This is a genomic window from Collinsella sp. TM05-38, assembly GCF_003466445.1.
Taxonomy (GTDB): domain Bacteria; phylum Actinomycetota; class Coriobacteriia; order Coriobacteriales; family Coriobacteriaceae; genus Collinsella.
Genome location: NZ_QSPM01000007.1, coordinates 43,556 through 67,565, shown reverse-complemented (window position 1 = coordinate 67,565; position 24,010 = coordinate 43,556). Strand labels below are relative to the sequence as shown.

Annotated in this window: 23 protein-coding genes; 1 reads left to right on the top strand and 22 read right to left on the bottom strand. The window is 61.1% G+C overall.

Going from position 1 to position 24,010, the window contains the following annotated elements; genetic code table 11:
• Positions 1 to 205 precede the first annotated feature (205 nt).
• From ppdK to rpsP, 9 genes are all read right to left on the bottom strand, one after another.
• Positions 206 to 2,956: a pyruvate, phosphate dikinase gene (gene ppdK, locus DXD49_RS05430; protein ID WP_117794426.1), complete on the bottom strand. Its 2,751-nt coding sequence runs from the start codon at positions 2,954 to 2,956 to the stop codon at positions 206 to 208.
• A 403-nt stretch (positions 2,957 to 3,359) separates the two neighbouring features.
• Complete coding sequence (locus DXD49_RS05425; protein WP_117794425.1) at positions 3,360 to 4,235, bottom strand: pyruvate, water dikinase regulatory protein; 876 nt, start codon at positions 4,233 to 4,235, stop codon at positions 3,360 to 3,362.
• A gap of 34 nt (positions 4,236 to 4,269) precedes the next feature.
• Positions 4,270 to 6,366: a glycine--tRNA ligase subunit beta gene (glyS, locus tag DXD49_RS05420; protein WP_117794424.1), complete on the bottom strand. Its 2,097-nt coding sequence runs from the start codon at positions 6,364 to 6,366 to the stop codon at positions 4,270 to 4,272.
• Positions 6,367 to 6,369: 3 nt separating this feature from the next.
• Positions 6,370 to 7,281 carry a glycine--tRNA ligase subunit alpha gene (locus DXD49_RS05415; protein ID WP_006236091.1) on the bottom strand — a complete coding sequence of 304 codons (912 nt, stop codon included), beginning with the start codon at positions 7,279 to 7,281 and terminating at the stop codon, positions 6,370 to 6,372.
• Positions 7,282 to 7,340: 59 nt separating this feature from the next.
• Complete coding sequence (gene lepB / locus DXD49_RS05410; protein ID WP_117794423.1) at positions 7,341 to 7,904, bottom strand: signal peptidase I; 564 nt, start codon at positions 7,902 to 7,904, stop codon at positions 7,341 to 7,343.
• A 2-nt stretch (positions 7,905 to 7,906) separates the two neighbouring features.
• On the bottom strand, positions 7,907 to 8,665 hold the full coding sequence (gene trmD, locus DXD49_RS05405; protein WP_117735151.1) for a tRNA (guanosine(37)-N1)-methyltransferase TrmD: 759 nt from the start codon (positions 8,663 to 8,665) through the stop codon (positions 7,907 to 7,909).
• A gap of 10 nt (positions 8,666 to 8,675) precedes the next feature.
• Entirely contained in the window at positions 8,676 to 9,167 is a 492-nt protein-coding gene (gene rimM / locus DXD49_RS05400; protein WP_233502215.1) for a ribosome maturation factor RimM, read from the bottom strand.
• A gap of 34 nt (positions 9,168 to 9,201) precedes the next feature.
• Positions 9,202 to 9,447 carry a KH domain-containing protein gene (locus DXD49_RS05395; RefSeq protein ID WP_229042092.1) on the bottom strand — a complete coding sequence of 82 codons (246 nt, stop codon included), beginning with the start codon at positions 9,445 to 9,447 and terminating at the stop codon, positions 9,202 to 9,204.
• A 42-nt stretch (positions 9,448 to 9,489) separates the two neighbouring features.
• The gene (rpsP, locus tag DXD49_RS05390; protein WP_117735148.1) at positions 9,490 to 9,831 is read right to left on the bottom strand and encodes a 30S ribosomal protein S16; all 342 of its coding nucleotides are present in this window, start codon (positions 9,829 to 9,831) and stop codon (positions 9,490 to 9,492) included.
• Between the two features lie 201 nt (positions 9,832 to 10,032).
• On the opposite strand from rpsP, the gene dinB reads away from it, so the two are divergent.
• Positions 10,033 to 11,286 carry a DNA polymerase IV gene (gene dinB / locus DXD49_RS05385; protein WP_117794422.1) on the top strand — a complete coding sequence of 418 codons (1,254 nt, stop codon included), beginning with the start codon at positions 10,033 to 10,035 and terminating at the stop codon, positions 11,284 to 11,286.
• A 96-nt stretch (positions 11,287 to 11,382) separates the two neighbouring features.
• Here the strand turns inward: dinB and rsfS are convergent, their stop codons facing one another.
• The 13 genes from rsfS to mreC form a co-directional block, all read right to left on the bottom strand.
• The gene (gene rsfS, locus DXD49_RS05380) at positions 11,383 to 11,838 is read right to left on the bottom strand and encodes a ribosome silencing factor (protein WP_022094751.1); all 456 of its coding nucleotides are present in this window, start codon (positions 11,836 to 11,838) and stop codon (positions 11,383 to 11,385) included.
• 28 nt (positions 11,839 to 11,866) lie between these two features.
• Positions 11,867 to 12,400: a bis(5'-nucleosyl)-tetraphosphatase (symmetrical) YqeK gene (gene yqeK, locus DXD49_RS05375; RefSeq protein WP_199412313.1), complete on the bottom strand. Its 534-nt coding sequence runs from the start codon at positions 12,398 to 12,400 to the stop codon at positions 11,867 to 11,869.
• A gap of 87 nt (positions 12,401 to 12,487) precedes the next feature.
• Positions 12,488 to 13,165 (bottom strand): nicotinate-nucleotide adenylyltransferase, encoded by a 678-nt coding sequence (gene nadD, locus DXD49_RS05370; RefSeq protein ID WP_117794420.1) that lies wholly within the window; start codon positions 13,163 to 13,165, stop codon positions 12,488 to 12,490.
• Between the two features lie 3 nt (positions 13,166 to 13,168).
• Positions 13,169 to 14,635 carry a GTPase ObgE gene (obgE, locus tag DXD49_RS05365; protein WP_199568963.1) on the bottom strand — a complete coding sequence of 489 codons (1,467 nt, stop codon included), beginning with the start codon at positions 14,633 to 14,635 and terminating at the stop codon, positions 13,169 to 13,171.
• Positions 14,636 to 14,720: 85 nt separating this feature from the next.
• Positions 14,721 to 14,978, bottom strand: coding sequence for a 50S ribosomal protein L27 (gene rpmA, locus DXD49_RS05360; protein WP_089573443.1), 258 nt, complete (start codon positions 14,976 to 14,978; stop codon positions 14,721 to 14,723).
• Between the two features lie 33 nt (positions 14,979 to 15,011).
• Positions 15,012 to 15,386 carry a 50S ribosomal protein L21 gene (gene rplU, locus DXD49_RS05355; protein ID WP_035138585.1) on the bottom strand — a complete coding sequence of 125 codons (375 nt, stop codon included), beginning with the start codon at positions 15,384 to 15,386 and terminating at the stop codon, positions 15,012 to 15,014.
• A 67-nt stretch (positions 15,387 to 15,453) separates the two neighbouring features.
• Positions 15,454 to 16,266, bottom strand: coding sequence for a TIGR03936 family radical SAM-associated protein (locus DXD49_RS05350; protein WP_117794418.1), 813 nt, complete (start codon positions 16,264 to 16,266; stop codon positions 15,454 to 15,456).
• The gene (locus tag DXD49_RS05345) at positions 16,263 to 18,140 is read right to left on the bottom strand and encodes a TIGR03960 family B12-binding radical SAM protein (protein WP_117794417.1); all 1,878 of its coding nucleotides are present in this window, start codon (positions 18,138 to 18,140) and stop codon (positions 16,263 to 16,265) included. The genes DXD49_RS05350 and DXD49_RS05345 overlap by 4 nt, the downstream gene beginning before the upstream one ends.
• Before the next feature lie 10 nt (positions 18,141 to 18,150).
• Positions 18,151 to 19,080 (bottom strand): YcjF family protein, encoded by a 930-nt coding sequence (locus DXD49_RS05340; protein WP_117794416.1) that lies wholly within the window; start codon positions 19,078 to 19,080, stop codon positions 18,151 to 18,153.
• Between the two features lie 18 nt (positions 19,081 to 19,098).
• On the bottom strand, positions 19,099 to 20,325 hold the full coding sequence (locus tag DXD49_RS05335; protein ID WP_117794415.1) for an FtsW/RodA/SpoVE family cell cycle protein: 1,227 nt from the start codon (positions 20,323 to 20,325) through the stop codon (positions 19,099 to 19,101).
• A gap of 9 nt (positions 20,326 to 20,334) precedes the next feature.
• On the bottom strand, positions 20,335 to 22,404 hold the full coding sequence (mrdA, locus tag DXD49_RS05330; protein WP_117735139.1) for a penicillin-binding protein 2: 2,070 nt from the start codon (positions 22,402 to 22,404) through the stop codon (positions 20,335 to 20,337).
• A 13-nt stretch (positions 22,405 to 22,417) separates the two neighbouring features.
• Entirely contained in the window at positions 22,418 to 22,984 is a 567-nt protein-coding gene (locus DXD49_RS05325) for a hypothetical protein (protein ID WP_117735138.1), read from the bottom strand.
• A gap of 11 nt (positions 22,985 to 22,995) precedes the next feature.
• The gene (gene mreC / locus DXD49_RS05320; RefSeq protein WP_117794414.1) at positions 22,996 to 23,937 is read right to left on the bottom strand and encodes a rod shape-determining protein MreC; all 942 of its coding nucleotides are present in this window, start codon (positions 23,935 to 23,937) and stop codon (positions 22,996 to 22,998) included.
• Positions 23,938 to 24,010 lie beyond the last annotated feature (73 nt).

Below are 24,010 nucleotides of genomic sequence, written 5' to 3'. Positions count from 1 at the left end.
TCCTTACTCTTCTAGAGGTGCCGTACCATCTTGGCCGGCACGTAGTTGAACAAACGTATTTGAGTATACACGCGCGGGTTTCTGCTGCAAGAACAATTTTTTACGCAGACAAAAAGACAAAACCCGCACATGATAACCGCCCGCCTCACGAATGAGACGGGCGGCATGAAGGGGGGGGCTACACTAGGCGTCTACACCCAAAACGTTAGGCAGAACGCTTGGCCTCGAGCTTGGCCTGAGCGGCGGCCAGGCGCGCCAGGGGCACGCGGTAAGGCGAGCAGGACACATAGTCCACATCGGCCACGTTGAACAGGCCCTTGATAGACTTAGGGTCGCCGCCGTGCTCACCGCACACGCCAAAGTGCATGCCGGGGTTGGTGGCGCGGCCCTTCTCGACAGCCATGCGCACCAGCTCCAGCACCGCCGCGTCGATGGTCTCGAAGGGGTTGTCCTTCAGGATCTTCTTATGCATGTACAGCGGGATGAACTTGGCCTCGGCGTCGTCGCGCGAGAAGCCAAAGGTCGTCTGGGTGAGGTCATTGGTGCCAAAGCAGAAGAAGTCGGCGTGCTGGGCGATCTCGTCGGCGACCATGCAGGCGCGCGGCAGCTCGAGCATCGTGCCCACGGGAATGTTGAGCTCGACGCCCTCCTCGGAGGATACCTCGGCGATGACACGATCGATGACCTCGCGGGTTTGGACATGTTCGGCAGTGATGGAGACGAGCGGAACCATGATCTCGGGACGCGGGTCGACGCCTTCCTTGATAAGGCGGGCGGCAGCCGTGGCCACAGCGCGGACCTGCATGAGCGGCAGATCGCCAAAGACGACGGACAGGCGCACGCCGCGCAAGCCCAGCATGGGGTTGGACTCGACCATGCCGTCAATGCGACGCAGGCGGGCGCGCAGGGCAGTGAGCTCCTCCTCGGGAGCGCCGGCGGCCTCCTTCTTGGTGATGGCGACCTCGAGCTCGCGAGGATTATCCAAGAACTCGTGCAGCGGCGGATCAAGCAGGCGAACGACCACATCGCGACCGGACATGGTCTTGAACATCGCCAAGAAATCCTCAGTCTGGACCTTGAGCAGATCGGCCAGGGCCTGCTGCTTCACAGCCTCGTCGTCGGACAGGATGAAGCTCTGGATAATGTTCTTACGGTCGCCCAGGAACATGTGCTCGGTGCGGCACAGGCCTATGGCCTCGGCGCCAAACTCGAGCGCGAGCGCGGCATCCTCGGGGTTGTCGGCGTTGACGCGCACGTGGTTGGCGTGACCGTCGGTCTCGTCCAAGCGGATCTCGTCGGCCCAGGACAGGATGGTGTCCAGATCGCCGGTGAGCTCAGCGGAGACCAAATCGACAGCGCCATCGACGACGATGCCCTGAGTGCCATCGATGGAGATGATGTCGCCCTCGTGCAGCACGCGGTCGCTGCCCTCGATGAGCACGACCTTCTCGGCCGCGTCGATATGGAAACGCTCGACACCGCAGACGCAGGGGGTACCCATGCCACGGGCGATAACGGCGGCGTGGCTCGTCTTGCCACCATGGCTCGTCAAGATGCCCTCGGCGGCAACCATACCCTTCAGGTCATCGGGGTTGGTCTCCCAGCGGACCAGAATGACCTTATGGCCCTCGGCAGAACGCGCGACGGCGTCATCGCTCGAGAACACGACCTCACCCACGGCGGCACCGGGGCTGGCGTTAAGGCCGTGTGCAAGCGCCTCGTACTTCTTAGAGGAGTCGAACTGCGGGTGCAGGAGCTGGTCGAGCTGCGCAGGGTCGATGCGGCTCACGGCCTCCTCACGGGTGATGAGGCCTTCCTCGACCATCTCGATAGCGATGCGCAGAGCGGCGGTGGCGGTACGCTTGCCCACGCGGGTTTGGAGCATCCAGAGCTTGCCCTGCTCGATGGTAAACTCGATGTCGCACATGTCACGGTAGTGATCCTCAAGCGTCAGGAAGACACGCTCAAGCTCCTCACCTGCGGACTCGAGGCCCGGGGTGGTCTTGAGGTCGGCAATGGACTCGGTGTTGCGGATGCCGGCGACGACGTCCTCGCCCTGGGCGTTGACCAGAAAGTCACCGTAGAACTCCTTGGTGCCGTCGGCCGGGTTGCGCGTAAAGGCGACACCGGTCGCCGAGGTCTCGCCCTTATTGCCAAAGGCCATAGCCTGAACGTTGACGGCGGTGCCAAGGTCGTCGGAAATGCCGTGCTGCTTGCGGTAGATGCAGGCGCGCTCGTTCATCCAGCTGCCGAAGACGGCCTGGATAGCAAGGCGCAGCTGGAGCTCCGGATCGTGCGGGAAGACAGGCTTGCCGTCGGCGACCTCGAGCTCGGGGTACAGGGCGGCCTCGACGTACTCGGAGAAGATACCCTTGAACGTCTCGACGAGCTCCTGCAGATCCTCGGCCGAAAGCTCGGAGTCGACGCGGGCGCCGGCGACCAGGCGGGCATGGGTCAGGGCATTCTCGAATAGGTCGGCGTCAACGCCCATGACAACGTTGGAGAACATCTGGATAAAGCGACGGTAGCTATCCCAGGCAAAGCGCGGGTTTTGCGTCTGGGCGATGAGACCCTGAACCGAGTCGTCGTTGAGGCCCAGGTTGAGAACCGTGTCCATCATGCCGGGCATGGAAAACGGAGCACCCGAGCGAACCGACACGAGCAGCGGATCGTTAGCGTCACCAAGCTTCTTGCCGCAGCGGTCCTCGAGGTCTGCCTCGGCGGCAACGATCTCATCGAGTGCGCCCTCGGGCCAGACGTTACCGGCACCGGAGTACTCAACACAGGTCTGGCAGGTAATGGTAAAGCCACCGGGGACCGGCAGGCCGATGCGGCTCATCTCGGCAAGGTTTGCGCCTTTGCCGCCAAGCACGAAGTTCATGGACTTGTCGCCCTCAGTGACACAGGTGCCCTGAGCGTCGGTTCCAAAACGGTAAACCCTCTTGCAATCGCTCACGATACTTCCCCTTCCATGCGCTCTCGCGCACGACCGTGGTAACGAATCGACCCGCCGGATGCGGGCCGTGAGGGAACTATACGGCGGGTTTTGAGCGGGCTTGAGCAGAGGATGCGCGGTTTGGTAAACGTGCTAAAACTGGCGGTAAACGGTAGGTAAAGGTGGTTACCTTATGAAGATACCAATGCAAGTAACTTGCAGGTCAAAAGCGGTAATAACTGCTAAATCGCTTTACCATAATCATGCATTATTTTGAGGTAGTCTCTTTGGGTGGCTAATTTGGGACGGGGCTATTTTAGCTACCCCACACGAGCGTTCGGCCCCAAGCCGTATCCGGATTATGGGTAGCTAAAATAGCCCCGTCCCAAATTAGCTACCCAAACACAACCTTATCCCAAATGGGCTACGTTTGTTGGGCCCGACGGGCGGCGCGGCGTGCGCGGGCTTCTTTGATTTCCTCCAGATGGCTAATGATCTCGGAGGCGCTCTCCTCGATCGCCTTGCCGTCGGTACGCACCACAAAGCAGCCCAGGCGCTTCATGAGGGCACGGGCTTCCTCGAGCTCGCTGCGCACGCTCTCGGGCTCGGCATAGGAACCGGCGACGGCGCGGGCGTAGTCATCACCCAAGCGGCTATCGCGAATTTCGGAAATCACATCGACGGTCGAAATCAAGCCGAACAACCGCATCGGGTCGACCTCGAAAATTGACTTCGGCGGCTCCATGCCATGGGCAAAAGGAACATTGGCAACCTTGTAACCCTGATAGGCCAAATACATCGACAGGGGCGTCTTGGACGTGCGCGACACGCCCAGCAGCACGATATCGGCACCCGACAAATCGTCGCAACCACGCCCGTCATCGTGCTCGACAAAATACTCCATGGCCTCGATGCGGTGGAAATACCGGTCATCGGTCTTATGGATCACACCCGCCACTCCTTTTGGCGGCACGCCAATAAGCGACGACAGCACCGCAAGCGTCGGACCGATCAGATCGACCGAGCGAATGTGCAGCATACCCAAGTAGTCGAGCACGCGAGCACGAAGCGCCGGGTTGACGATGGTGTGGAACACGGCAATATCGCGATGGTCGGCATCGACGCGCGGGCCCACAAACGACTCGACCTGCTCCACTGAGTTCACCTTGGGCAGGCGCAAGAGACGAAAAGCCCCTTCATCAAATTGCCCGGACGCCGCAAGCACCACCTCACAAGCGGTATCACCGAGCGAGTCGGAGATAACGATAACGGTTGGACGAGCGGTGACCGGGCAATCCATGCGGGGCTCCTTTTGCGCTTACTCGCAGGCTAGCTTACTTTTTGCGGGCAAGCTCACCGATGTTGGCGATGCCGGAGAAAACGGCCTCGAAGCGGTTGAGCAGCTTAAGGCGATTATCGCGGAGCTGCTCGTCCTTGTCCATGACCATAACCTCGTCAAAGAAGCGGTCAATGGGGGCACGCAGGGCGGCAAGGGCGGCAAATGCCGCAGGGTAATCCTCGGCAGCAAGGGCTGCGTCGACGGCAGTCTGAGCGGCCTCGGAGGCGTCGGCGAGAGCAAGCTCGGCATCGCCCATCAGGCTACGGTCGTACTCCGCACCCAGCTCGGGCTTGGAGATATGCGCGGCGCGGGCATAGGCGGTGGCCAGGTTGTCGAAGGTCTCGGCGTCGTTTTTGCGGGCCTCGTCGAGGGCAGCGCAGCGGGCGAAGAAGACGGACGGGGCAATGATGTGCACCGCGGAGACGGCGGCAACGGTATCGGCCGGGATCTTCTCGTCGCGGGCCATGCTCACCAGGCGGCCATGGAAGAAGTCGCGAACCTGCTGGGCGACCTCGGCGGCGTCGAACTCAATGCCCTGCTCACTGTAGAGCTCAAGGGCGAAGTCGATCAGCGACGTGGGATCGATCGGCAGACGGTCGCGCAGGATGTTGATGATGCCGATAGCGGCACGACGCAGCGCATAGGGGTCCGAAGAGCCGGTCGGGGGCTCGCCGATGGCAAAGATACCGGCGATGGTATCGAGCTTGTCGGCGCAGGCCACGATGCAGCCAGCGGTGCCCTCGGGCAGCTCGTCACCGGCAAAGCGAGGACGATAGTGATCGCGAATAGCATGGGCGACCTCGTCGTTCTCCCCCATCGCGCATGCGTAGTAACCACCCATCACGCCCTGCTGGCTCGTGAACTCGACGACGGCGTTGGAAACCAGGTCGGCCTTGCACAGATGCGCGGCGCGAGCGGCATCGGCAGCCAGGTGGGCGCCCAGATGGGCCTCGCGTGCAATAGCGAGCGCGAGCTGCTCAATACGCTCGGACTTGGCGAGCACGCTACCGAGCTTCTCCTGGAAGGCAACCTTGGCCAGACGCTCACGGAACTCGTCGAGGGAGATCTTCAGGTCCTCCTCGTAGAAGAACTTTGCGTCGTCCAGACGGGCGCGCACGACGCGCTCGTTGCCGTCGATCACGCGCTCGGCGTTCTCGGGCTTGCTGTTGGAGACGACCACAAACTCACGCGTGAGCTTGCCCTCGCCGTCATAGATTGGGAAGTAGCGCTGGTTGGTGAGCATGGACTCGCAGATAATCTCGTGCGGGACCTTGAGGAACTCCTCGTCGAAGGTACCGACGAGCACCGTCGGCCACTCGCAAAGGTTGATGACCTCTTCAAAGACCTTCTTGGGCGTATCGACATGGCAGCCGGGGCGAGCAGCCTCGACTTCGGCGATACCGGCAAGGATGGCCTCACGACGGCGCTCGGCAGAAAGCACACCGGCTTCCTCGAGCACCTGCTCGTAAACAGCGGGGCTGGCGACCACATGGTCACCGGGGCCAAGCACGCGATGGCCGCGCGTGGTATTGCAGCTCGTCACGTCAGCAAAGGACACGGGCACGACATCCTCGCCCAAAAGGCAGCAGATCCAGCGGACCGGACGCACGAACGTGGCGTGCTCGTGACCCCAGCGCTGAGAGCGGTAATTGGGCCACTGCAGGCCGGCGATGGTCTTCTCGCACAGGGCCGTCAGAATCGGGGTGGCCGGGGCAGAAGGGATGTTCTTCTCGGCAAAGACGTACTCACGGCCGTCGGTGTCCTCGCGACGGGCCAGGTCCTCGGCAGCCACACCGCACTTGCGGGCGAAGCCCTGGGCGGCTTTGGTGGCGTTTCCGTCGGCGTCGAAGGCGATGTTGGCCGCGGGGCCACGCTTAACCTCGTGAACCTCATCGGTCGCGGTGGCGACGTCGGCAACGAGCGCAGCCAGGCGACGCGGGCTCGAGATCACGCGGACCTCGCCGTGGGCCAGACCGGCCTCGTCGAGACCCTTGGCAATCATGGTGCCAAGCTGCTTGACGGCATTGTTCAGCGGTGCAGAGGGCATTTCCTCCGTACCGATCTCAAACAGGAAATCCTTAGCGTCTGCCATGGCTTACGCCACCTCGCCTTCCTGGTCGGCATTCTCGTTGACTCCGGCGACCTCGGCCATGTAGGCCTCGCAGCACGCCTTGGCGACGGCGCGGACGCGCAGAATGTAGTTGGCGCGCTCGACTGCGGACAGCGCACCGCGGGCATCGAGCAGGTTGAAGGCGTGGCTGCACTTCATGACGCAGTCATATGCCGGCAGCGGCAGCTTGCGCTCCAGGCAGGAGTGGCACTCAGCCTCGTAGTCGTCAAACTTCTGACGCATCATTTCGACGTTGGCGACCTCAAAGTTGTAAGCGCTGAACTCGCGCTCGTTCTCCAGGAACACGTCGCCGTAGGTCATGGGCGTGCCGTCGGGCAGATAGCTCCACACCAGGTCGTAGACCGAGTTGACGCCCTGGGCGTACATGGCGATACGCTCCAGGCCATAGGTGATCTCGACGGGCACGGGGTCGACCTCGATGCCGCCCACCTGCTGGAAGTACGTAAACTGCGTGACCTCCATGCCATTGAGCCAGACCTCCCAGCCAAGACCCCAGGCGCCGAGCGTCGGGCTCTCCCAGTCGTCCTCGACAAAGCGGACGTCATGGTCGTTGGGGTCTAGGCCAATGGCGGCCAGCGAACCCAGGTAAAGCTCCTGGGCGTTGACCGGTGAGGGCTTGATGAGCACCTGGAACTGATAGTAGTGCTGCATGCGGTTGGGGTTCTCGCCGTAGCGGCCGTCGGCAGGACGGCGGCAAGGCTGCGCATAGCAGGTGCGCCACTCGGCGGGACCGAGCGAGCGCAGCGTGGTCGCGGTATGAAAGGTACCGGCACCGACCTCGGAGTCATAGGGCTGCATAATGACGCAGCCCTGCTCGCCCCAGTACTGCTGGAGGCGCAGGATGATGTCTTGGAAGGAAAGCGATGAAGCGTTCATGCCTCTAATATCCCCTCGTCGAAACGATTACACGGTTAGGTACTGTACTATAGCGGTTTTTAGTCGACAGCGCCGATACGGTTGAGCGGCCAGTAGCGCACAAGCGCCACGGCGATCAAGTCGGAGCGGTCGACCGGGCCAAAATAGCGGGAGTCAGCAGAGTTCTCGCGGTTGTCGCCCATCACCCACACGCACCCGTCGGGAACGGTGTAGGGATAGCTCACCTGAGCGCCAGGGGCCTGGACCGAAAGCGGCCAGCTCATGCCGGTCGTATAGTCCTCATCGAGCGTCTGGCCGTCAACGACCACGTGTCCGTCCTGAAGGTCGACCGTCTGGCCGGCCGTGGCAATAACTCGCTTGACGAGAACATCGTGCTCGGAGGTGCCATCGGGGTTGTGGAATACCACAATATCGCCCTGTTTGACGGGCTGACCGAGCTCGAGGCTCACCTTTTGCGCCAGGATCTGATCGCCAATCTCGATCGTAGACTCCATGGAGCCGGTAGGCACCACAAAGGGTTCAACCACAAACGAGCGAATCAAAAAGGTGGCGACGAGCGCAATCGCGACGACCACGATCCACTCAAAGGCACCCTTTAGCACGGAATGCTGCGATGGAACCATTCTCACTCCTCGCTTAGCGAATACGACGCGTCCAAAATCTCTTGCGCGTACGCGCGCTCCTCAGGCGTAAGCCGCGCCGTCTCGATCAGATCGGGTCGCCAGCGGCAGGTACGCTCAATGGCATTCTTACGGCGCCAGGCGTCAACCTTGGCATGATCGCCACTCACGAGCACCGGGGGCACACCCTCGCCGTTGAACTCGGCGGGGCGGGTGTACTGCGCATATTCGAGCAGGCCACCGTCCTCGGCAGTCGAGAAGGACTCATCCACGTTGCTCATCTCATCGCCCAGGGCGCCGGGGATGAGGCGAACGACAGCATCGGCCACGACCATGGCGGGGAGCTCGCCGCCCGTGAGCACATAGTCGCCGATCGACAGGCGCTCGTCGGCATACGCATACGCGCGCTCATCGACGCCCTCGTAGCGACTGCACACAAACAGCAGGCGCTCACTTTTGAGTAGGCGCTCGGCCACATGCTGCGTAAAAGACTCGCCACAGGGGGTAAAAAACACCACAGTGGGCTTGGGACCCTCTGCGCTAATGGCCTCGACGGCCTCGGCAATAGGCTCGACCTTCATGAGCATGCCCTGCCCGCCGCCGTACGGCTCGTCATCGACGGTACGATGGCGGTCGTGCGTCCAGTCGCGCAGGTTATACGCCTTAAAATCAAAAAGGCCGGCCTTGCGGGCGCGGCCCAAAATCGACGTGGACATGACGGGCTCAAACATCTCGGGAAAGACCGAAAGGGTCTCGATCAGCATGTTGTCCTCCCTACTTGTCCATATCGATCAAACCATCCATAACGTGGACGGAAATTGCCCCCTGATCGGGAAGATCGAGCACAACCTGCTCGATCACGGGAATCAGTACCTCGCCGTACCGATCGCCCTCGACAACCCAAACATCGTTGGCGGGCGTCGACATAATCTCGACAATCGTGCCGAGCGAGCCAAAGCGCTCATCGACCACCTCGCGACCCATCAGGTCGGTATAGGCGGCGTCGAGCGAATCGAGCTCAAAATCGTCACGATTTGCCAGCACATAGCATCCCGTGATGCCCTCGGCGGCCGTCAAGTCATCAATGCCCTCAAACGCGACCAGATCGCCATCGCCCGTATCGTTAACGGATGCGACCGTGCAAAAGCGGTCGCGCTTGAGTGCCGGCGGCGTCAAGGCGACGCGCATACCCGGCTCCAATACAGAAGGAAGCCCCCGCAGCGGCTGCGCGAGGACCTCCCCCTTCCTTCCGTGCGGCTTGACCACACGGGCGATGTTTTTGTACTGGGACCTCAAGGTCCTAGCCCAGAACCTCTACCTCGACTGCAGTGTCGAGGCGAGCGGCCAGTGCACGGGCGAGCGTGCGAATGGCCTTGATGGTACGGCCACGACGGCCGATGACCTTAGCGACGTCATCCTCGGCAACCGAAACCTCAATAGTAGAGGCGTCTTCGCCATCGATGACCTCAAGGCTCACGGAATCCGGGTCGTCGACGATCTGAACAACGAGATATTCGACGAGATCGGCGATGCGATCTGAGAGCATTGCCTCACCCTCGAGCTGTGCAGCGTCAACCTCAGGCACGATTTACTCCTCGGCGCCCTCAGCGGCCTCAGCGGCAGCCTTAGCGGCCTCGGCCTCTTTGGCGAGCTGCTTCTTGGACTTCTTGACGACGGTCTCGGTCTTCTCGCCCTCGTTGGCGGCCTTGACCAGAGCGACGACAGCGTCGGTGAGCTGAGCGCCCTTGGCCTGCCAGTCGGCGATCTTCTCGAGATCGAGGTTGATGGTCTTGGGGGCGGTCATCGGGTTGTAGCGGCCAACCTCCTCGATGATACGACCGTCACGCGGGGCGCGGGAATCGGCGACGACGACACGGTAGTACGGACGCTTCTTAGCGCCGTGACGAGCAAGGCGAATCTTGACTGCCAAAGGAAACTCCTCCAACCAAGCAGCTTTAGGCTGCAACTACAAACAAACAGTTGAACATAATACGCCATCGACGCGGGCAGGTGAAGTCCGTGAGACCAACTTCTTCGGTGTAGTCGAAGGCAAATCCATATCTTAGACAAGAATTCGCGATTTGCAAGCACATCCACGCACCCCACATGAGCTGCGCGGTATACTCATGCCATGAAAAGACGCGAACATACATACGGTTATGAGGATGCTGCGGGCGTCACGCCGCCGCCCTGGACGGGACCGGCGGTGGGCCTCATGGACCTCGACGCGTTTTTTGCGAGCGTGGAGATGCTCGACCACCCCGAGTGGCGCGGCAAGCCGCTCATCGTGGGCGGTGACGCCGATTCTCGCGGTGTTGTATCGACCTGCTCCTACGAGGCACGTCGCTTTGGCGTGCATTCCGCCATGCCCTCGGCCGAGGCACGGCGCCTGTGTCCGCAGGCCATTTGGACGCATGGGCATTTTGATCGCTACCGCGAGGTCAGCGCGCAGGTCATGGCGATTCTCGCCGACGAGACCCCGCGCGTTGAGCGCGTATCCATCGACGAGGCTTTTATCGATATCACACCGGGTCGCTTTGCGCCCGAAGACCCGTTGCAGGTTGCACGACGCATAAGCGACCGCGTGGCAGCGCTCGGCGTGACCTGCTCCATCGGTGTCGGCTGCAACAAAACGGTCGCAAAGATCGCAAGTGAGCGGGACAAGCCGTTTGGATTGACCATCGTGCGTCCCGGAACCGAACAGCGCTTTTTGGCCGCGCTGCCGGTATCTGCCATGAGCGGCATCGGGCGCTCGGCCGAAGAGCGACTGCGCCGCATGCGCATCTACACGCTCGGCGAGCTGTCACGTGCACCGGAATCCACCTTGGCCTCTATTTTTGGTGTCAACGGCGTACGCATGCGCCAGCGTGCTCTGGGACTCGAGGTTTCCGAAGTCACGAGTCTTGATGAGGAACGCGAGGTTAAATCGGTGAGCAATGAGCGCACCTTTGCGAAAGATTTGACTGAGCGTGGGGACATCGAAGCGGCGATTGCACTGTTGGGAGAGTCAGTGGGACGCCGTCTGCGCCGTCAGGGACTAACGGGCGCCACGGTGACGCTCAAGCTCAAGTATTCGTATGGAAGCGGGCGAACGGCGCAGCGGCGGCTGCCTCATCCGACCGACGATGAGAACATCTTCGTGGCGGTTGCACTCGAACTGCTCGACAACATCTGGCAGGAAGGCATGCATGTTCGCTTAGCTGGCATCGGCATGAGCGATTTCGATCACCAAGGCGGGATCCAAACCGACCTGTTCTGCGAGATCGATGACCGCGGAGCCCAATCCAGCGACCGCCGCGACCTCTCCGTCGCCATCGACGCCGTCCGAGACAAATTCGGCGACACCGCCCTATCCTTCGGCCGCCAATCCCGCTTCAACGATTAACCACCTTTGGGTAAAAAGAAAGCCGGGTAGCTGCGGAAAACCGCAACTGCCCGGCGATATGCGTGAGGTTAGCTAAACCCCGTCTCAAATGAGCTACTAGAGGAGGTTGAGGGGGAGCTGGGGGGCGTCGCCCCAGAGCTTTTCTAGGCGGTAGAAGTCGCGGGCTTCGGGAGTGAAGACGTGGACGACAACAGAACCGTAGTCCATGAGCATCCAGGTCTTCTGCTCACGGCCCTCGATGGAGAACGGATGCTCGCCGCAAGCCTCGGCGACCTTCTCCTCGATCTCGTCGACGATCGAATCGACTTGGCGGTTGTTGGTACCGGTGGCGAGCACAAAGTAGTCGCACACATCGGAAAGCTCGGTCAGGTCGAGCACCTGCACGTCCTCGCCCTTCTTGTCGTAGGCGGCCTGCGCGGCGGCGCGGGCGACATCCTCGGCGGCGACACCGCTCGCGGACAGCGAGGCGGCGGTGCGGTCGGACGTGGCGGCGAAGCTCTTGTGCTCCACACCCTCAAGAATCTGCTCGTCGGTCATGGTCTCGTCGGCCATGGAATACCTCTTTCTAGACGCACCCGAGCTAGCGCAGCTGGGCGTAATGGTTGTAAATCGTAATAGCCGTGGGATAAAGATAACGCCCGGTCTGAATCACATAGACCAGACCCTGCGCAAAACAGGAGAAGAACAACTCGTCGAGCGAGGACTTCCCCACCATCTTGCGCAGCGCATGGGCATAATCGCCGTGGCGGTTGGGTTCGATGGCATCGGCAACAAAGACCACCATATCGAGCGGCATCATGTCGCAAGCGCCCACGGTGTGACGGTCGACAGCCTGAAAGACCGCCGGCGACAGCTCGGGAAAAAGCTGCGGAAGCTCACAGGCGGCAACAGGGCCATGCAAAAGCGGCGTCGCAGCGGAAGGAGAGCCGGCAATCTTAATGCCATAATGCAGAGCGCGCGTGACCAGCTCGTCGTCGGAGAGCACCTTGTCCCAGTCATGGATCAGGCCGGCGGCGGCGGCATCAAAGCGGTCGACACCGTACACCTCGGCTAGGTGCAACGCAGTCTCGGCAACACCAAGCGAATGGACATAGCGCTTGCGCTTATCCTTCATGCGAACATCGAGCAGCCCATGAATACGCGCCAGCAGCGCGCGCTCATCGCCCTCAAACTGATCCTCTACCGGCAACGTAGACCCCCATCACTCAAAATCTTTTTGACCCAGATCGGCATACAGCCCGCGTTTACGAATATAGCCGAGCACGGACTCGCTCGTAAGATAGCGCACACTCATACCGCGGGCAACTCGCTTACGAATGTTGGTCGAGCTGATCGCCAGCGCCGGAATCTGGATATAGCGCACGTCGAACGGCAGACCCGACTCTTTGATTCGGGCAAGCGCCGTATCGATATCAAAGCCCGGTCGCGTCGCCGCAATAAAGGTAGCAAGCTCAGCGATTCGTTCGGCATCATGCCAGGTCACAATATCGATAATTGCGTCGGCGCCCGTAATAAAGTAGAGCTTTACCTGCGGCGGGTAAAAGTCGCGAAGGGCATGAAGCGTATCGGCCGTATAGGTTACGCCCGGACGGTCGATCTCGAACCGGCTCGCCAAAAAGGCCGGGTTCGCGGCGGTGGCGAGAACCGTCATGGCATAACGGTCCTCGGCAGGCGTCACCGGCTTGTCAAGCTTAAAGGCAGGCGTGCCCGCCGGCATAAAGAGCACGGCATCCAAGTCGAGGGACTCGCGCGCCTGCTCAGCGGTCACCAGGTGTCCGTAATGGATGGGATCAAAGGTGCCACCCATAATGCCAAGCCTAAACTCCTGCCCAACCTCTAGAGGAAGCTCGGGCAGACCGATTCCACCGCGCAGCGACATGGCTTACTCGCCCTCCGGAGTCTCGACATCGTCCGCGGCATCCGCCACATCGACAACCTCGACGCCCTCATCCGCAGCATCGGCCACGTCAATGGCCTCAACGGCAACGTCCTCGCCAGCATCCTCGAGCTCCTCGTACTCCGAGAAGTCCTCGGCGCCCTCAAAGTCAAAGGCGCGCTGGCAAATGCGGACCTCGTCGCCCGCACGGCAGCCGGCCTTCTCGAGCGCATCGTCGACACCCATGCGCGCAAACTTATGCTGCAGGTAGATGATGGCTTCCTCGTTTTCCCAGTCGGTCTGGATGACCATGCGCTCAATCGCGCGACCAACCACACGGAACGCACCGGGCTCTTCCTGGACAATGCGGAACCGCTTCTCACGCTGCAGGCGGCGGCGCTCCCACTCATCGTCGCGCAGAACGACCGGCTCATCAGAGACCGCCAGCTCGGCGCGAAGCTTAGCCACCTGCTCGCCCACGGCAAGCATCAGCGTGTTGAGGCCGGCGCCAGTCACGGCGGACACGGCAAAGAACATATGGCCATCGTCGAGCGCCGCACGCTTAAGGTCGGCAATCTTGTCGGCCGTGCCCGGCGCATCGCACTTGTTGGCGACAACGATCTGCGGACGCTCCGAAAGCTCGGCGCCATACTGCTCGAGCTCGCGGTTAATAATGCGATAATCCTCGACCGGATCGCGATCCTCAAACCCGCCCGTCATGTCGACGACGTGCATGATCAAAGCCGTGCGCTCAATGTGGCGCAGGAACTGATGGCCCAGCCCCTTGCCCTCGCTCGCGCCCTCAATAAGGCCGGGGACGTCGGCAACGACGTAAGAATATTCGCCGGCACGCACCATGCCGAGGTTTGGCACGAGCGTGGTAAACGGGTAGTCAGCGATCTTGGGACGGGCGGCACTCATGCGCGCAATGAGCGAAGACTTACCCACCGAGGGAAAGCCCACGAGCGCGGCATCGGCCATAAGCTTCATCTCGAGCTCAATCCAGTGCTCCTCGGCCGGTTCGCCCAGCTGAGCGAACGCGGGCGCGCGGCGCACCGACGTCACAAAGTGGGTATTGCCCAGGCCACCGGCACCGCCGGGCGCCACGACGACGCGCTCGCCATCGTGCACCAGGTCGGCAATCTCGAACATCGGGGTCTGCGTCTCGGGGTCGAGCTCGCGCACCACGGTACCCATAGGGACCTTAAGAATCAGGTCCTCGCCGCTCTTGCCATTGCGACGAGCGCCCTGGCCGTGCGTGCCGCGCTCGGCGCGGAAGTGATGCTTAAAACGGTAATCGATCAGCGAAGACAGCTGAGCATCGGCCTGGATGACGACATTGCCGCCACGACCGCCGTCGCCGCCATCGGGGCCGCCCTTGGGAACAAATGCCTCGCGCCTAAACGACATGCATCCGGCTCCGCCGTCGCCGCCGCAAACGGTAATGCGGCTGATATCGGTGAACTGTGACAACAGAATCGCCTCCTACAAAAAAGAGGGAGACCCTTGAATCCTAAAACTCAAGTGCCTCCCACATATGTGCTCTATGAAGGGTGAATTACGCGTTCGCGAGCGGGCGTACGCTGACCCTGTGCTTGATACCCTTGTGGAACTCAACGGTACCGTCGACCAGCGCGAACAGCGTGTCGTCCTTGCCACGGCCAACGTTCTCACCCGGGTGGATGTGCGTGCCGTGCTGACGGACGAGAATCGTGCCCGTGGTTACCGTCTGGCCGGCGAAGCGCTTCGTGCCAAGGCGCTGACCGCGGGAGTCACGGCCATTACGGGAGGAACCGAGTCCTTTTTTGTGTGCCATTGTGTATACCTACTCTTTCGTTACGAGTGTAATCTACTCGGCGACGGGAGCCTCGGCAACAGCCTCGGCCTCTGCCTTGACAGCCTTCTTGGCGCGGGACGTAGCCTGGACCTTCACGATCTTCAGCTTGGTGAGCTGCTGACGATGACCCTTCAGACGACGATAGCGCTTACGCTTGTGGAACTTGAAGACCAGCTGCTTCTCGCCCTTGAACTGCTCAACGATCTGAGCGGTAACCTTGGCCTTGGCCAGCTTGTCGGGATCGGTGACGATCTTCTTACCATCGTTGAGGAAGATGACCGGCAGGGTGACCTTGTCGCCCTCATTGCCCTCGATCTTCTCGACGGTGATGACATCGTCGGTGGCGACCTTGTACTGCTTGCCGCCCGTGTTAACGATTGCGTACATGTTTACTTGCCCTTCATGCATCAGTTAGTGCAACAGCCGAATATAGTAGCAGGCGATAATACCCCCGTCAACGAGTATGTGGAGCAAATCCACAAGTTCGCACAGGTATGGGGCTGACGAGTCGGCCCTCGTCGTCCTCGCATGCTTGATTCTGACGCTCGACATCGTAGGAGCAGATGGTCACGAGGTCTTGCATACCGGTGGAAACAATAGGTGCATCCACGCCCGGGGTCAAGCCCTGCAACAAAACATCAGCAGCGGAAAGCAAAATTTCCGGACGCATGGAGCCCTCGTTGTCGGCATGGGTGTCGAGCATGAGCACCAAATGGTCCGGGCGATCCCCCGCCGTGAGCTCATAGCCCACGAGCGTGTGATCCAAATCCAAGCGCTTGCTTTTTTTGCCGCGCGCGTAGTCGATGCCATGGTCCGCGCGCAGTGCGTCGATCGCGCGACGCACCTCGTCGGCGCTTACGGGCGCCTCGGGATCCAAGTGCAGGTCAATGCGATACGACAGGCGCGTGAGCTGCGCCGTCAACGCCGACGTGCGCACGTCGATGTACGCCGCCTCGATGGGTGCCAGATCGGCCGGAGACGCCGCAGCCAGGCGCCCAAACGCCTCGTCGAGCGCCACGAACTCGGTCATAAACAGGTCATACCACTCGCAGGTCGACGACGTACCCACCGGTAGCGCCGAAGAGAAGCCCACGCGCATGTGCGGAGAGAAGCCCTGCGTGACGGCATAGGGAAGTCCCGCACGGCGCACGATGCGCTCAATGGTATGGATTACTTCGAGATGGCCCAGGTACTTAAGGCGATCGCGCTTGCCATAGCGAACACGAAGTCTAAAGAGCGTGGGGTTGTCGGTCAGGCGCTCACTCATGCGCGATCACCCATCAATACATTCTTGGCGTGGAGCGTGGGGCAGATTCCGCAGCCGGTGCACGACGTGCGGGTGCAGTCGGGAGTCGTGACACCCTCGAGCGAGCGTCGGTACTCGCGCTCGAGGAAGCCGCGCGTGCAACCGGGGCTCACGTGCTCCCACGGCAGGCGCCAGTCCAACTCGTAGGGCAGGTGCACGAGCTCATTGAGGTCGATGCCGTTTTTGGCAGCAGCCCCCTTCCAGTTATCGAGCGAGAAATGCTCTACCCAGGCGTCAAAGCGAGAGCCCGCGCGCCAAGCATCGATGATGACGGGCGTCATGTCACGACCGGCGCGGGACAGCGCGGCCTCGATGAGCGAGGTCTCGGCATCGTGGTAATGCACGCGGACGGCACGGTTGCGAACGCTCGTGATAAGCAGCTTCTGGCGACGCTTGACGTCGTCGTAATCGAGCTGCGGGCACCACTGGAACGGCGTGGCAGCCTTGGGGATAAAGACCGAAACCGAGATGGACACCGAAATCGAGCCGCGACGAGCCTTGGGCACCACGGAACGACCGAGTTCCAGCACGTGATCGGCCAGATTGGCGATGGCCACGATGTCCTCGTCGCGCTCGCCGGGAAGGCCCATCATAAAGTAGAGCTTCATGCGGTTCCAGCCGGCCTCGAAGGCCGCCTTGGCCGCACGGTCCAGGTCCTCCTCGGTCACGTTCTTGTTAATGATGTCGCGCATGCGCTGACTGCCGGCCTCGGGCGCGAACGTCAGGCCGCCCTTCTTTTCGCCGGCGACCGACTCGGCCATATCCACGCCAAACGAATCCAGGCGCTGCGACGGAATGGACACGCGAATACCCGTATCCTCCAGGCGACGGTTGAGCCTGCCGAGCACGTCGCGAATGCAGGAGTGGTCAGTCGTGGAGAGCGAGGTCAGCGACACCTCGTCATAGCCGGTCTTTTCCAGACCCTGAATCACCGACGAGACGATCTGGTCGGCCGAGCGCTCGCGCACCGGGCGATACGTCATGCCTGCCTGGCAAAAACGACACCCGCGGGCGCAGCCGCGCAGGATCTCGATAGACAGGCGGTCGTGGACCAGCTGTGCATAGGGTACGCACGACTGCGACAGCGGATTGGTGGCACCAAAGTCCTCGACGACGCGCTTGTAGACCACAGTCGGCGCATCCTTTCCCTCACGCGGCACGGTGTAGCCATGCGGCGAGCAGGGCTCGTCGTGACGAACCTCATAGAGCGACGGCACGTAGTTGCCGGCAATGGATGCAAGCTGCTCAACAATCTGCGCGCGCGGGACCCCTTCGTCACGCAGACGTCGATGCAGCTGGCAGGTCTCGAGCAGCGATTCCTCGCCCTCGCCAATGAGGATAGCATCGAAGAAGGCCGCGTACGGCTCGGGGTTGTACACCGAAGGACCACCGGCGATGACAATGGGGTCGTCCTCGGTGCGGTCGGCCGCCAACAGCGGAATGCCAGCGAGGTCGAGAGCCTCGAGGAAGTTCGTCACCGCCATCTCGTGCGGCACATGCAGGCCGACGATATCAAACGAAGCGACGGGGGCGGCACCTTCGAGCGACAGCAGCGGAATACCCGCCTCGCGCATGGCGTCACCCATATCGGGCCACGGCACATAGCCGCGCTCGCAGGAGATGCCCTCGGCCTGGTTAAGAATGTTGTAGAGGATGGCGATACCTTGGTTGGGCAGACCGACCTCGTATACGTCCGGATAGATCAGGCAACAACGGTAATCGGCATCGGCCTTGGAAAGCGTGCCCCACTCGTGATCGATATAGCGGCTCGGTTTCTCGACCTTGGCGAGCAGCGGCTCAATTAAATGAAAACAATCTTGGTATGCAACGCGCAACGGAAAACCCCTAAGCAGCGAGATCGGATGCGTCCTGGTAGGACGCCATAGGACGGGTAGCGCCCGCGACCGTGGTCACCAGATCGCGAACGCGGGAGAACGTGGCAGTGACCACCTCGTTGGCACGGCTGTAGTCGACATCGCGCTCGTAAAGCGAAACGAGCGCACGGCCCATACCATAGGTGCCCGCGGCGGCAGTGAGCGCCTTGACGGCAAACCCAATATGCGGCGTCTGCTTGACGAGCACGCGGGTGACCGCGCGGATCACAAGACCGCCGGCAAGCACGCCCGCGACCTCGTAGCCGCGCTCGGGCTTAATGCCGCGCCCAAAGACGGCAGCGAGCTCAAAGAGCATACCCACCTGCGCCAGCGCCATAACGGGATAATCGGCGCCCGGCAAAAACACCAACGCACCGGTCGCCATATTGGTAAGCGCGCACGAGGTGATAATACGATTGGCCGCCGCGATGCGCATGAAGGCAAAGTTCGCCGCAAAAGCCGTTTCCTTGTCGGTGCGATCGAGAATCCAGCGGGCAAGCGTCTCGAGCAGATACGTCTTATCGGTTGCCGCTACCACGCCGAGCATGGGCGTGGACTCCTCGATAAACGGCGCCTCCACAGCAGACTCGGCAAGCACGCATACGGGCGCGCCGGCGATCACGAGCTCCTGCACGGCACTCTCCAAGCGGTCAGAACCACACGAGAGCACCAGTGCCACATCAGTATCGGTCTTTGGAGCAATTCGCTCCTCCCCCAGACGCTCGACGCGCACAATGCCCGAGGTCGTCTGCGGCACAAAGGCGTCACGCACCGTCTCGGCCAGAAAGCGCGAGGCGGACGAATCCAGATAGACCGAGACGCGCACCGGCGTATCGGAATCCTTCTTAACGGACGCGCCCATCTTAAAAGCGCGGGTCAGCTTATCTACGGGAATTTTCATAGCAAACTCCTCCAGCGGTTACGCGGCGCCCGAACGATGCCGCCATATGGATTGTACGATACCCACCGTCAGCAGCTGAATCATCATCGAAGACGAACCAAAGCTAATAAACGGTAGCGGAATACCGGTAATCGGCATCATGCCGATGCACATGCCGATGTTTTCGAAGGTCTGGAACGCCCACATGCCAACGATGCCCACACACGAAAGACGCAAAAACAGCGACTCACACTTAAAGGCGACGCGAATCGTCGAAAAGATCAACAGCACGTAGAGGCACAGGAGCAAAAAGGAACCGCAAAAGCCAAAGGTCTCGGACAGGAAGGCGAAGACGAAGTCGGTGTGGAACTCAGGCAGAAAGCCGCCGGCCGACTGCGTCGCATGGCCCAAGCCCTTACCAAAGAAGCCGCCCGAGCCAACGGCGATAAGCGACTGCTGCAGGTTGTAGGCATCGTCCGAATCGGCATTATCGGGGTCGATAAAGACCGTCAGACGGTTCATCTGATACTGCTTGATGAGCACATCGTGGCCGAGCAACGAATCAAAGACCGAATCGAGCGCCAGGACGAGGGCCACCAGGCCCACGAGCAGGGCTAGGGTCGACAGCACCCATTCGCGGCGCGCACCGCTCATACAAATGACGATGGCGCCCGAAACCAGCACGACCAGGCCCGAGCCCAGGTCGCCCATGGCAACGACGGCCAAAAACGGAATGGACAGCATGCCGCAGAGCTTGACGTAGTCGCGAGCGGTATCGATACGACCGTTATACTGCGAGCCAAGCGTAGCAATAAAGAAGATGGTGATGAGCTTGGCAAGCTCAACCGGCTGGAATGTCAAGCCGATACCGGGAATCTTGATCCAGCCCGTCATGCCCAGACCGCCCGTATAGGACAGACCCGGAATCTTGGGCGAAAAGATCACGATCAGGTCGATGACGAGCAACGCCGTCGAGAAATTGGAAATACCGCGCAGGTCGATACGCCAGACCAGCACCGCCAGCACCGCACCGATGCCAATTCCCAGCAGATGGCGTGAGAACGAGGCATCGGCCTTAAACTGCGAAGCCGACCAGATAATGATGGCACCGTAGGCGACAAGCGCCACAGTAGCCACGAGCACACCGATATGCACCTTTTGGCGAAACGTGCCGCGCGAGGCCGAAAGTTGCTTGTTGACGCGGTCCAGGCTGCTGCGAGAGCCGGTCTTGGTTGAACGGAACAGATCCGCCGGAGAAAAACCCATCGCAACCTCCTATCGAACCGAAGAATCGCCCGAGGCCGAAGAGGTATCGGGCTCGTCATAAATCACGCCGAGCACGTCGCGCACGACATGCATCGCGGTATCTGAGCCACCGCCGCCCTGCTCCAAGACAGTAGCGATGACATACTTGGGGTCATCGGCCGGTGCATAGGCGCAGAACCACGCGTATTCGTCCTCGCCGCTTTTCTCGCCCGTGCCCGACTTGCCGTATACCTGCGGCGTCAGGGTGCCAAAGTGAGCCGCCAGGGACGTCGATGCCGTGTAAATCACGTCGTGCATGCCGTTGCGAACAAGAGCCAAATCCGAATCGCTGTTGATCTTGGCCTCCAGGCGCTTCTTCTTGCCCTTGCCGTTGTACTTATAGGCATCGCCGTCGCCATCGCGCGACACGGCAGACAAAAACACGTGAGGCACGTACTGTTTGCCGCCGTTGGCAAGACCCATATAGGCGCACGCCATCTGCAGGGGCGTCACCAGGATGTCGCCCTGGCCGATGGCAATGTTGGTCATATCGCCGGCATTCCACTTACGATCCTCGGCAGAGGCATCGGTGAAGTACGACTCTTTCCATTCGGCATCGGGAATACGGCCCGCGCCCTCACTCGGCAGATCGATACCGCAGGTCTTGCCTAGGCCCCAGCGACGAAAGACCTCCTGCAGGCCCTCGGGATGTTGCTCGTCATAGAAGAACGCCTTGCCCATGTCGTAGAAGACGGGGTCGCACGAGTTGGCGATACCCGACTGCAGCGTCATGGTGCCGTGGCCGGAATGCAGCCAGCAGCGCTTGCCCCAAGCCTTGCCCAAGCCCGTCCAATAGCCCGTGCAGTTGGTAGTCTGCGTTGAGGTGTAGGTTCCAAACTCAAGACCGGCCAGTGCCGAGAGTGGCTTGATGGTCGAGGCCGACATGTACTGTCCGCTAATGGCGCGGTTGAGCAGCGGGTGTGAACCCTCGTCATCATTGAGCTCGGTCCACACGTCATTTGAGACGCCGCCGATAAAGACGGACGGATCGAACTTGGGCTCGCTGGCCATGCCCAGGATCTCGCCATTGTTGGGATCGAGACACACCACGGCGCCGTTGCCGGCATTGCTGTAGCCAGTGGTCTTGGCAAGCTCGATAGCGCTCGCCAGCGCCGTCTCACAGGCCTGTTGGATCTTAAGGTCGAGCGTGAGCTTAATGTCGGAGCCGGCCTTCGCGGGCACGGCGCCGGCCTGACCGGTCACATTGCCCGAGGCATCGACCTTGACGGTCTGCTCGCCACGAATACCCTGCAGCAGGTTTTCGTAGTAGCTCTCAACGCCCGCTTGGCCCACGATATCGCCCGACTGGTACGTAATCCGGCCAGCAGAAGCATCATCAACGCCAGAGGTTTTCTTATTCTGGGCCTCGAGCTGCTCTGAGGTAATGGTGCCTGTATAGCCCAAAATGTGACAGGCCGTCTCGCCGTACGGGTACTGGCGCTCGGTACGCTCGGCAATCTTGACGCCCGGGAACTCGCCGGCATGCTCCTGAATATAGGCAACCGTGGAGCGACGGACATCCGTCGCGATGGTATGCAGGCTCTGGGCGCCCTCGGAATTGTCCTGGATATTGCGAAGGACCGCCACGTAGGGCATACCGAGCACGTTGGCAAGATGGCGAACCAGAACCTCATCCTCGGCAAGGTCGCGGTAGGCCACGACAGCAAGTGAGGGACGGTTCTGGACAAGCGCCACGCCATTGCGGTCGAGGATGCGGCCGCGCACAGCGGGTGTGGTAACGGTGCGAGTCTGATTGCTATTAGCCTGCTTCTCGTAATAGTCCGACGAGACCATCTGCATGCCCCACAGCTTGACGGCAAGCGCCGCAAACATCGCGCCCACACCCGCGGTGAGGATGGAAAAGCGGCCCTTAAAGGCGGTCGCCGCGGTATTGCCCTCGCCCTCGGTGGCGCGCGGGGCCGTTCCATGCTGCGTATCGTAGGTAAAACGGGAATCGCCCCGACGCATGATGACCAGCGCGACCACGATGGCCACGACCAGCACGATACCGGCGATAATAACCGTCATCTGGGAAGACATCTACGGGCCTCCCCTATTTGAGCTTGCGGGTCTTGGGCTTAAAGCGCATACCCGTCTGGCGTCCGCCACGTGCGGAGAATCCATAGCCGGACTGCGGCACGACGCCGGACATCAAAAACGGAATGGCAACCAGACCCGTCAGGATCGAGGACGGCAGCGCATGGCCGAAAATCGCCACGACAAAGCTCGTCTCCAAACCCATAAACAGCAAGATGATGCTGTAGATCACATTAATGACGAGCGCGAAGGTGCCCACCGTGATGCCGCGCGCACTCGGGGTACCGCCCGTCTGACCGGCGGCGCTGTGCACCAGGGCAAAAGAACCCACGGTCAGCAGGAGCGACATAACGCCCACCGGCACGGCAGCGGACAGGTCATAGAACAAGCCGCTGCAAAAACCACACGCGACGGCACGGGTCGGGTCGCCCGAGAACACGCTTAGGCACACAAGAATAATCATAAAGTTGACGCGACCGCCCGCAATTGAGATCTGCGGTGCGAGGCCTGCCTGCAGCAGCACGCACACGATGGCGGCGATTACAAACGTGCGGGAGCTCATCCCCTGCTCGTGTAGATCCATGGACATGCCCCCTATTCGCTCGAGCCGGAATCGGTCGTCTCGGACGTGTCGGGACTGTCATCCGAGCTCTCGTCCTTCGTCTTGGTCGCAGCATCGCGCGACGTTCCCTGCGGCGTGCTGTTGGCCGTGCTCACGTCCTCATCCGAGGCCGACTGTTCGTCGGTCAGCGAGGTAATGACCAGCACTTCCTCGTTGTTCTCGGCCGTCGTCTGAGCGCGCACCACAATGGTGTAGTACACATCGTTTGCCGATTTCTCAACCGACGAGACGGTGCCGAGCGGTAGACCCTTGGGGAACACGCCACCGATGCCCGAGGTCACGATGATGTCGCCAACCTTAACATCGGAGTCGACGCTCACGTACTCAAGACGCAGCGTGCCGTCAGCCTGACCCTGCAGCATGCCCTGGGCGCGCGTGTCCTGCACCATGGCGGACACGCCCGAGTTCTCGTCGCCAATCAAGCGCACGGTCGACGTTTTGGCCGATACCTCGATAATCTGGCCGATAACACCGGCAGAACTCGTCACGGGCATGTTGATGGTAAGGCCGTCGGCAGAGCCCTTGTCGATGGTAACGGTCGAGGTCCAGGCATCGCCAGAGGCACCAACGATACGAGCAGCGGTCGATTTGAGGTTGTAGGTCGACTGCAGGCCGACCAGCCCCTCCAGACGCTCAGCGGTCTTTTGAGCCTCGGAGAGCTCAGCAACCTTAGAGGTCAGTTCCTCGTTTTGCTTCTTAAGCTCGTCAAGCGTGTCCTGCGACGCCGTAAGGTTAGAGAACACGTTGCCGATCGCATTGAAGGGAGCCGCCACAGCCGAACCCACAAAGCGCACCGGCGAGGTAATCGTCGTCACGCCCGAACGCACGGCATGAATCGGTCCTGCCTCGCCCTCGCGGATGTAAAACGTGAGCAGCAACACCGAAATCAGGCTGAAAACAATCAACGGGCGCATACCCGTTGATTGTCGCTTGGTATTCAGATTTGTGGAGAAACCCGAAGATCGTGCCAAATGGAATCCACCTTTT

Bases quoted from the DNA above. Each gene is read 5' to 3' on its own strand.
- DXD49_RS05415 (WP_006236091.1), bottom strand. From the start codon at position 7,281: ATGAACGCTTCATCGCTTTCCTTCCAAGACATCATCCTGCGCCTCCAG.
- nadD (WP_117794420.1), bottom strand. From the start codon at position 13,165: ATGTCGCTGCGCGGTGGAATCGGTCTGCCCGAGCTTCCTCTAGAGGTT.
- glyS (WP_117794424.1), bottom strand. From the start codon at position 6,366: ATGGCAGACGCTAAGGATTTCCTGTTTGAGATCGGTACGGAGGAAATG.
- rsfS (WP_022094751.1), bottom strand. From the start codon at position 11,838: ATGGCCGACGAGACCATGACCGACGAGCAGATTCTTGAGGGTGTGGAG.
- rpmA (WP_089573443.1), bottom strand. From the start codon at position 14,978: ATGGCACACAAAAAAGGACTCGGTTCCTCCCGTAATGGCCGTGACTCC.
- DXD49_RS05325 (WP_117735138.1), bottom strand. From the start codon at position 22,984: ATGGATCTACACGAGCAGGGGATGAGCTCCCGCACGTTTGTAATCGCC.
- DXD49_RS05335 (WP_117794415.1), bottom strand. From the start codon at position 20,325: ATGGGTTTTTCTCCGGCGGATCTGTTCCGTTCAACCAAGACCGGCTCT.
- lepB (WP_117794423.1), bottom strand. From the start codon at position 7,904: ATGGTTCCATCGCAGCATTCCGTGCTAAAGGGTGCCTTTGAGTGGATC.
- dinB (WP_117794422.1), top strand. From the start codon at position 10,033: ATGAAAAGACGCGAACATACATACGGTTATGAGGATGCTGCGGGCGTC.
- mrdA (WP_117735139.1), bottom strand. From the start codon at position 22,404: ATGTCTTCCCAGATGACGGTTATTATCGCCGGTATCGTGCTGGTCGTG.
- mreC (WP_117794414.1), bottom strand. From the start codon at position 23,937: ATGCGCCCGTTGATTGTTTTCAGCCTGATTTCGGTGTTGCTGCTCACG.
- DXD49_RS05395 (WP_229042092.1), bottom strand. From the start codon at position 9,447: ATGCTCTCAGATCGCATCGCCGATCTCGTCGAATATCTCGTTGTTCAG.
- DXD49_RS05340 (WP_117794416.1), bottom strand. From the start codon at position 19,080: ATGAAAATTCCCGTAGATAAGCTGACCCGCGCTTTTAAGATGGGCGCG.
- DXD49_RS05350 (WP_117794418.1), bottom strand. From the start codon at position 16,266: ATGAGTGAGCGCCTGACCGACAACCCCACGCTCTTTAGACTTCGTGTT.
- trmD (WP_117735151.1), bottom strand. From the start codon at position 8,665: ATGCTGATCGAGACCCTTTCGGTCTTTCCCGAGATGTTTGAGCCCGTC.
- rplU (WP_035138585.1), bottom strand. From the start codon at position 15,386: ATGTACGCAATCGTTAACACGGGCGGCAAGCAGTACAAGGTCGCCACC.
- DXD49_RS05425 (WP_117794425.1), bottom strand. From the start codon at position 4,235: ATGGATTGCCCGGTCACCGCTCGTCCAACCGTTATCGTTATCTCCGAC.
- yqeK (WP_199412313.1), bottom strand. From the start codon at position 12,400: ATGAAGGATAAGCGCAAGCGCTATGTCCATTCGCTTGGTGTTGCCGAG.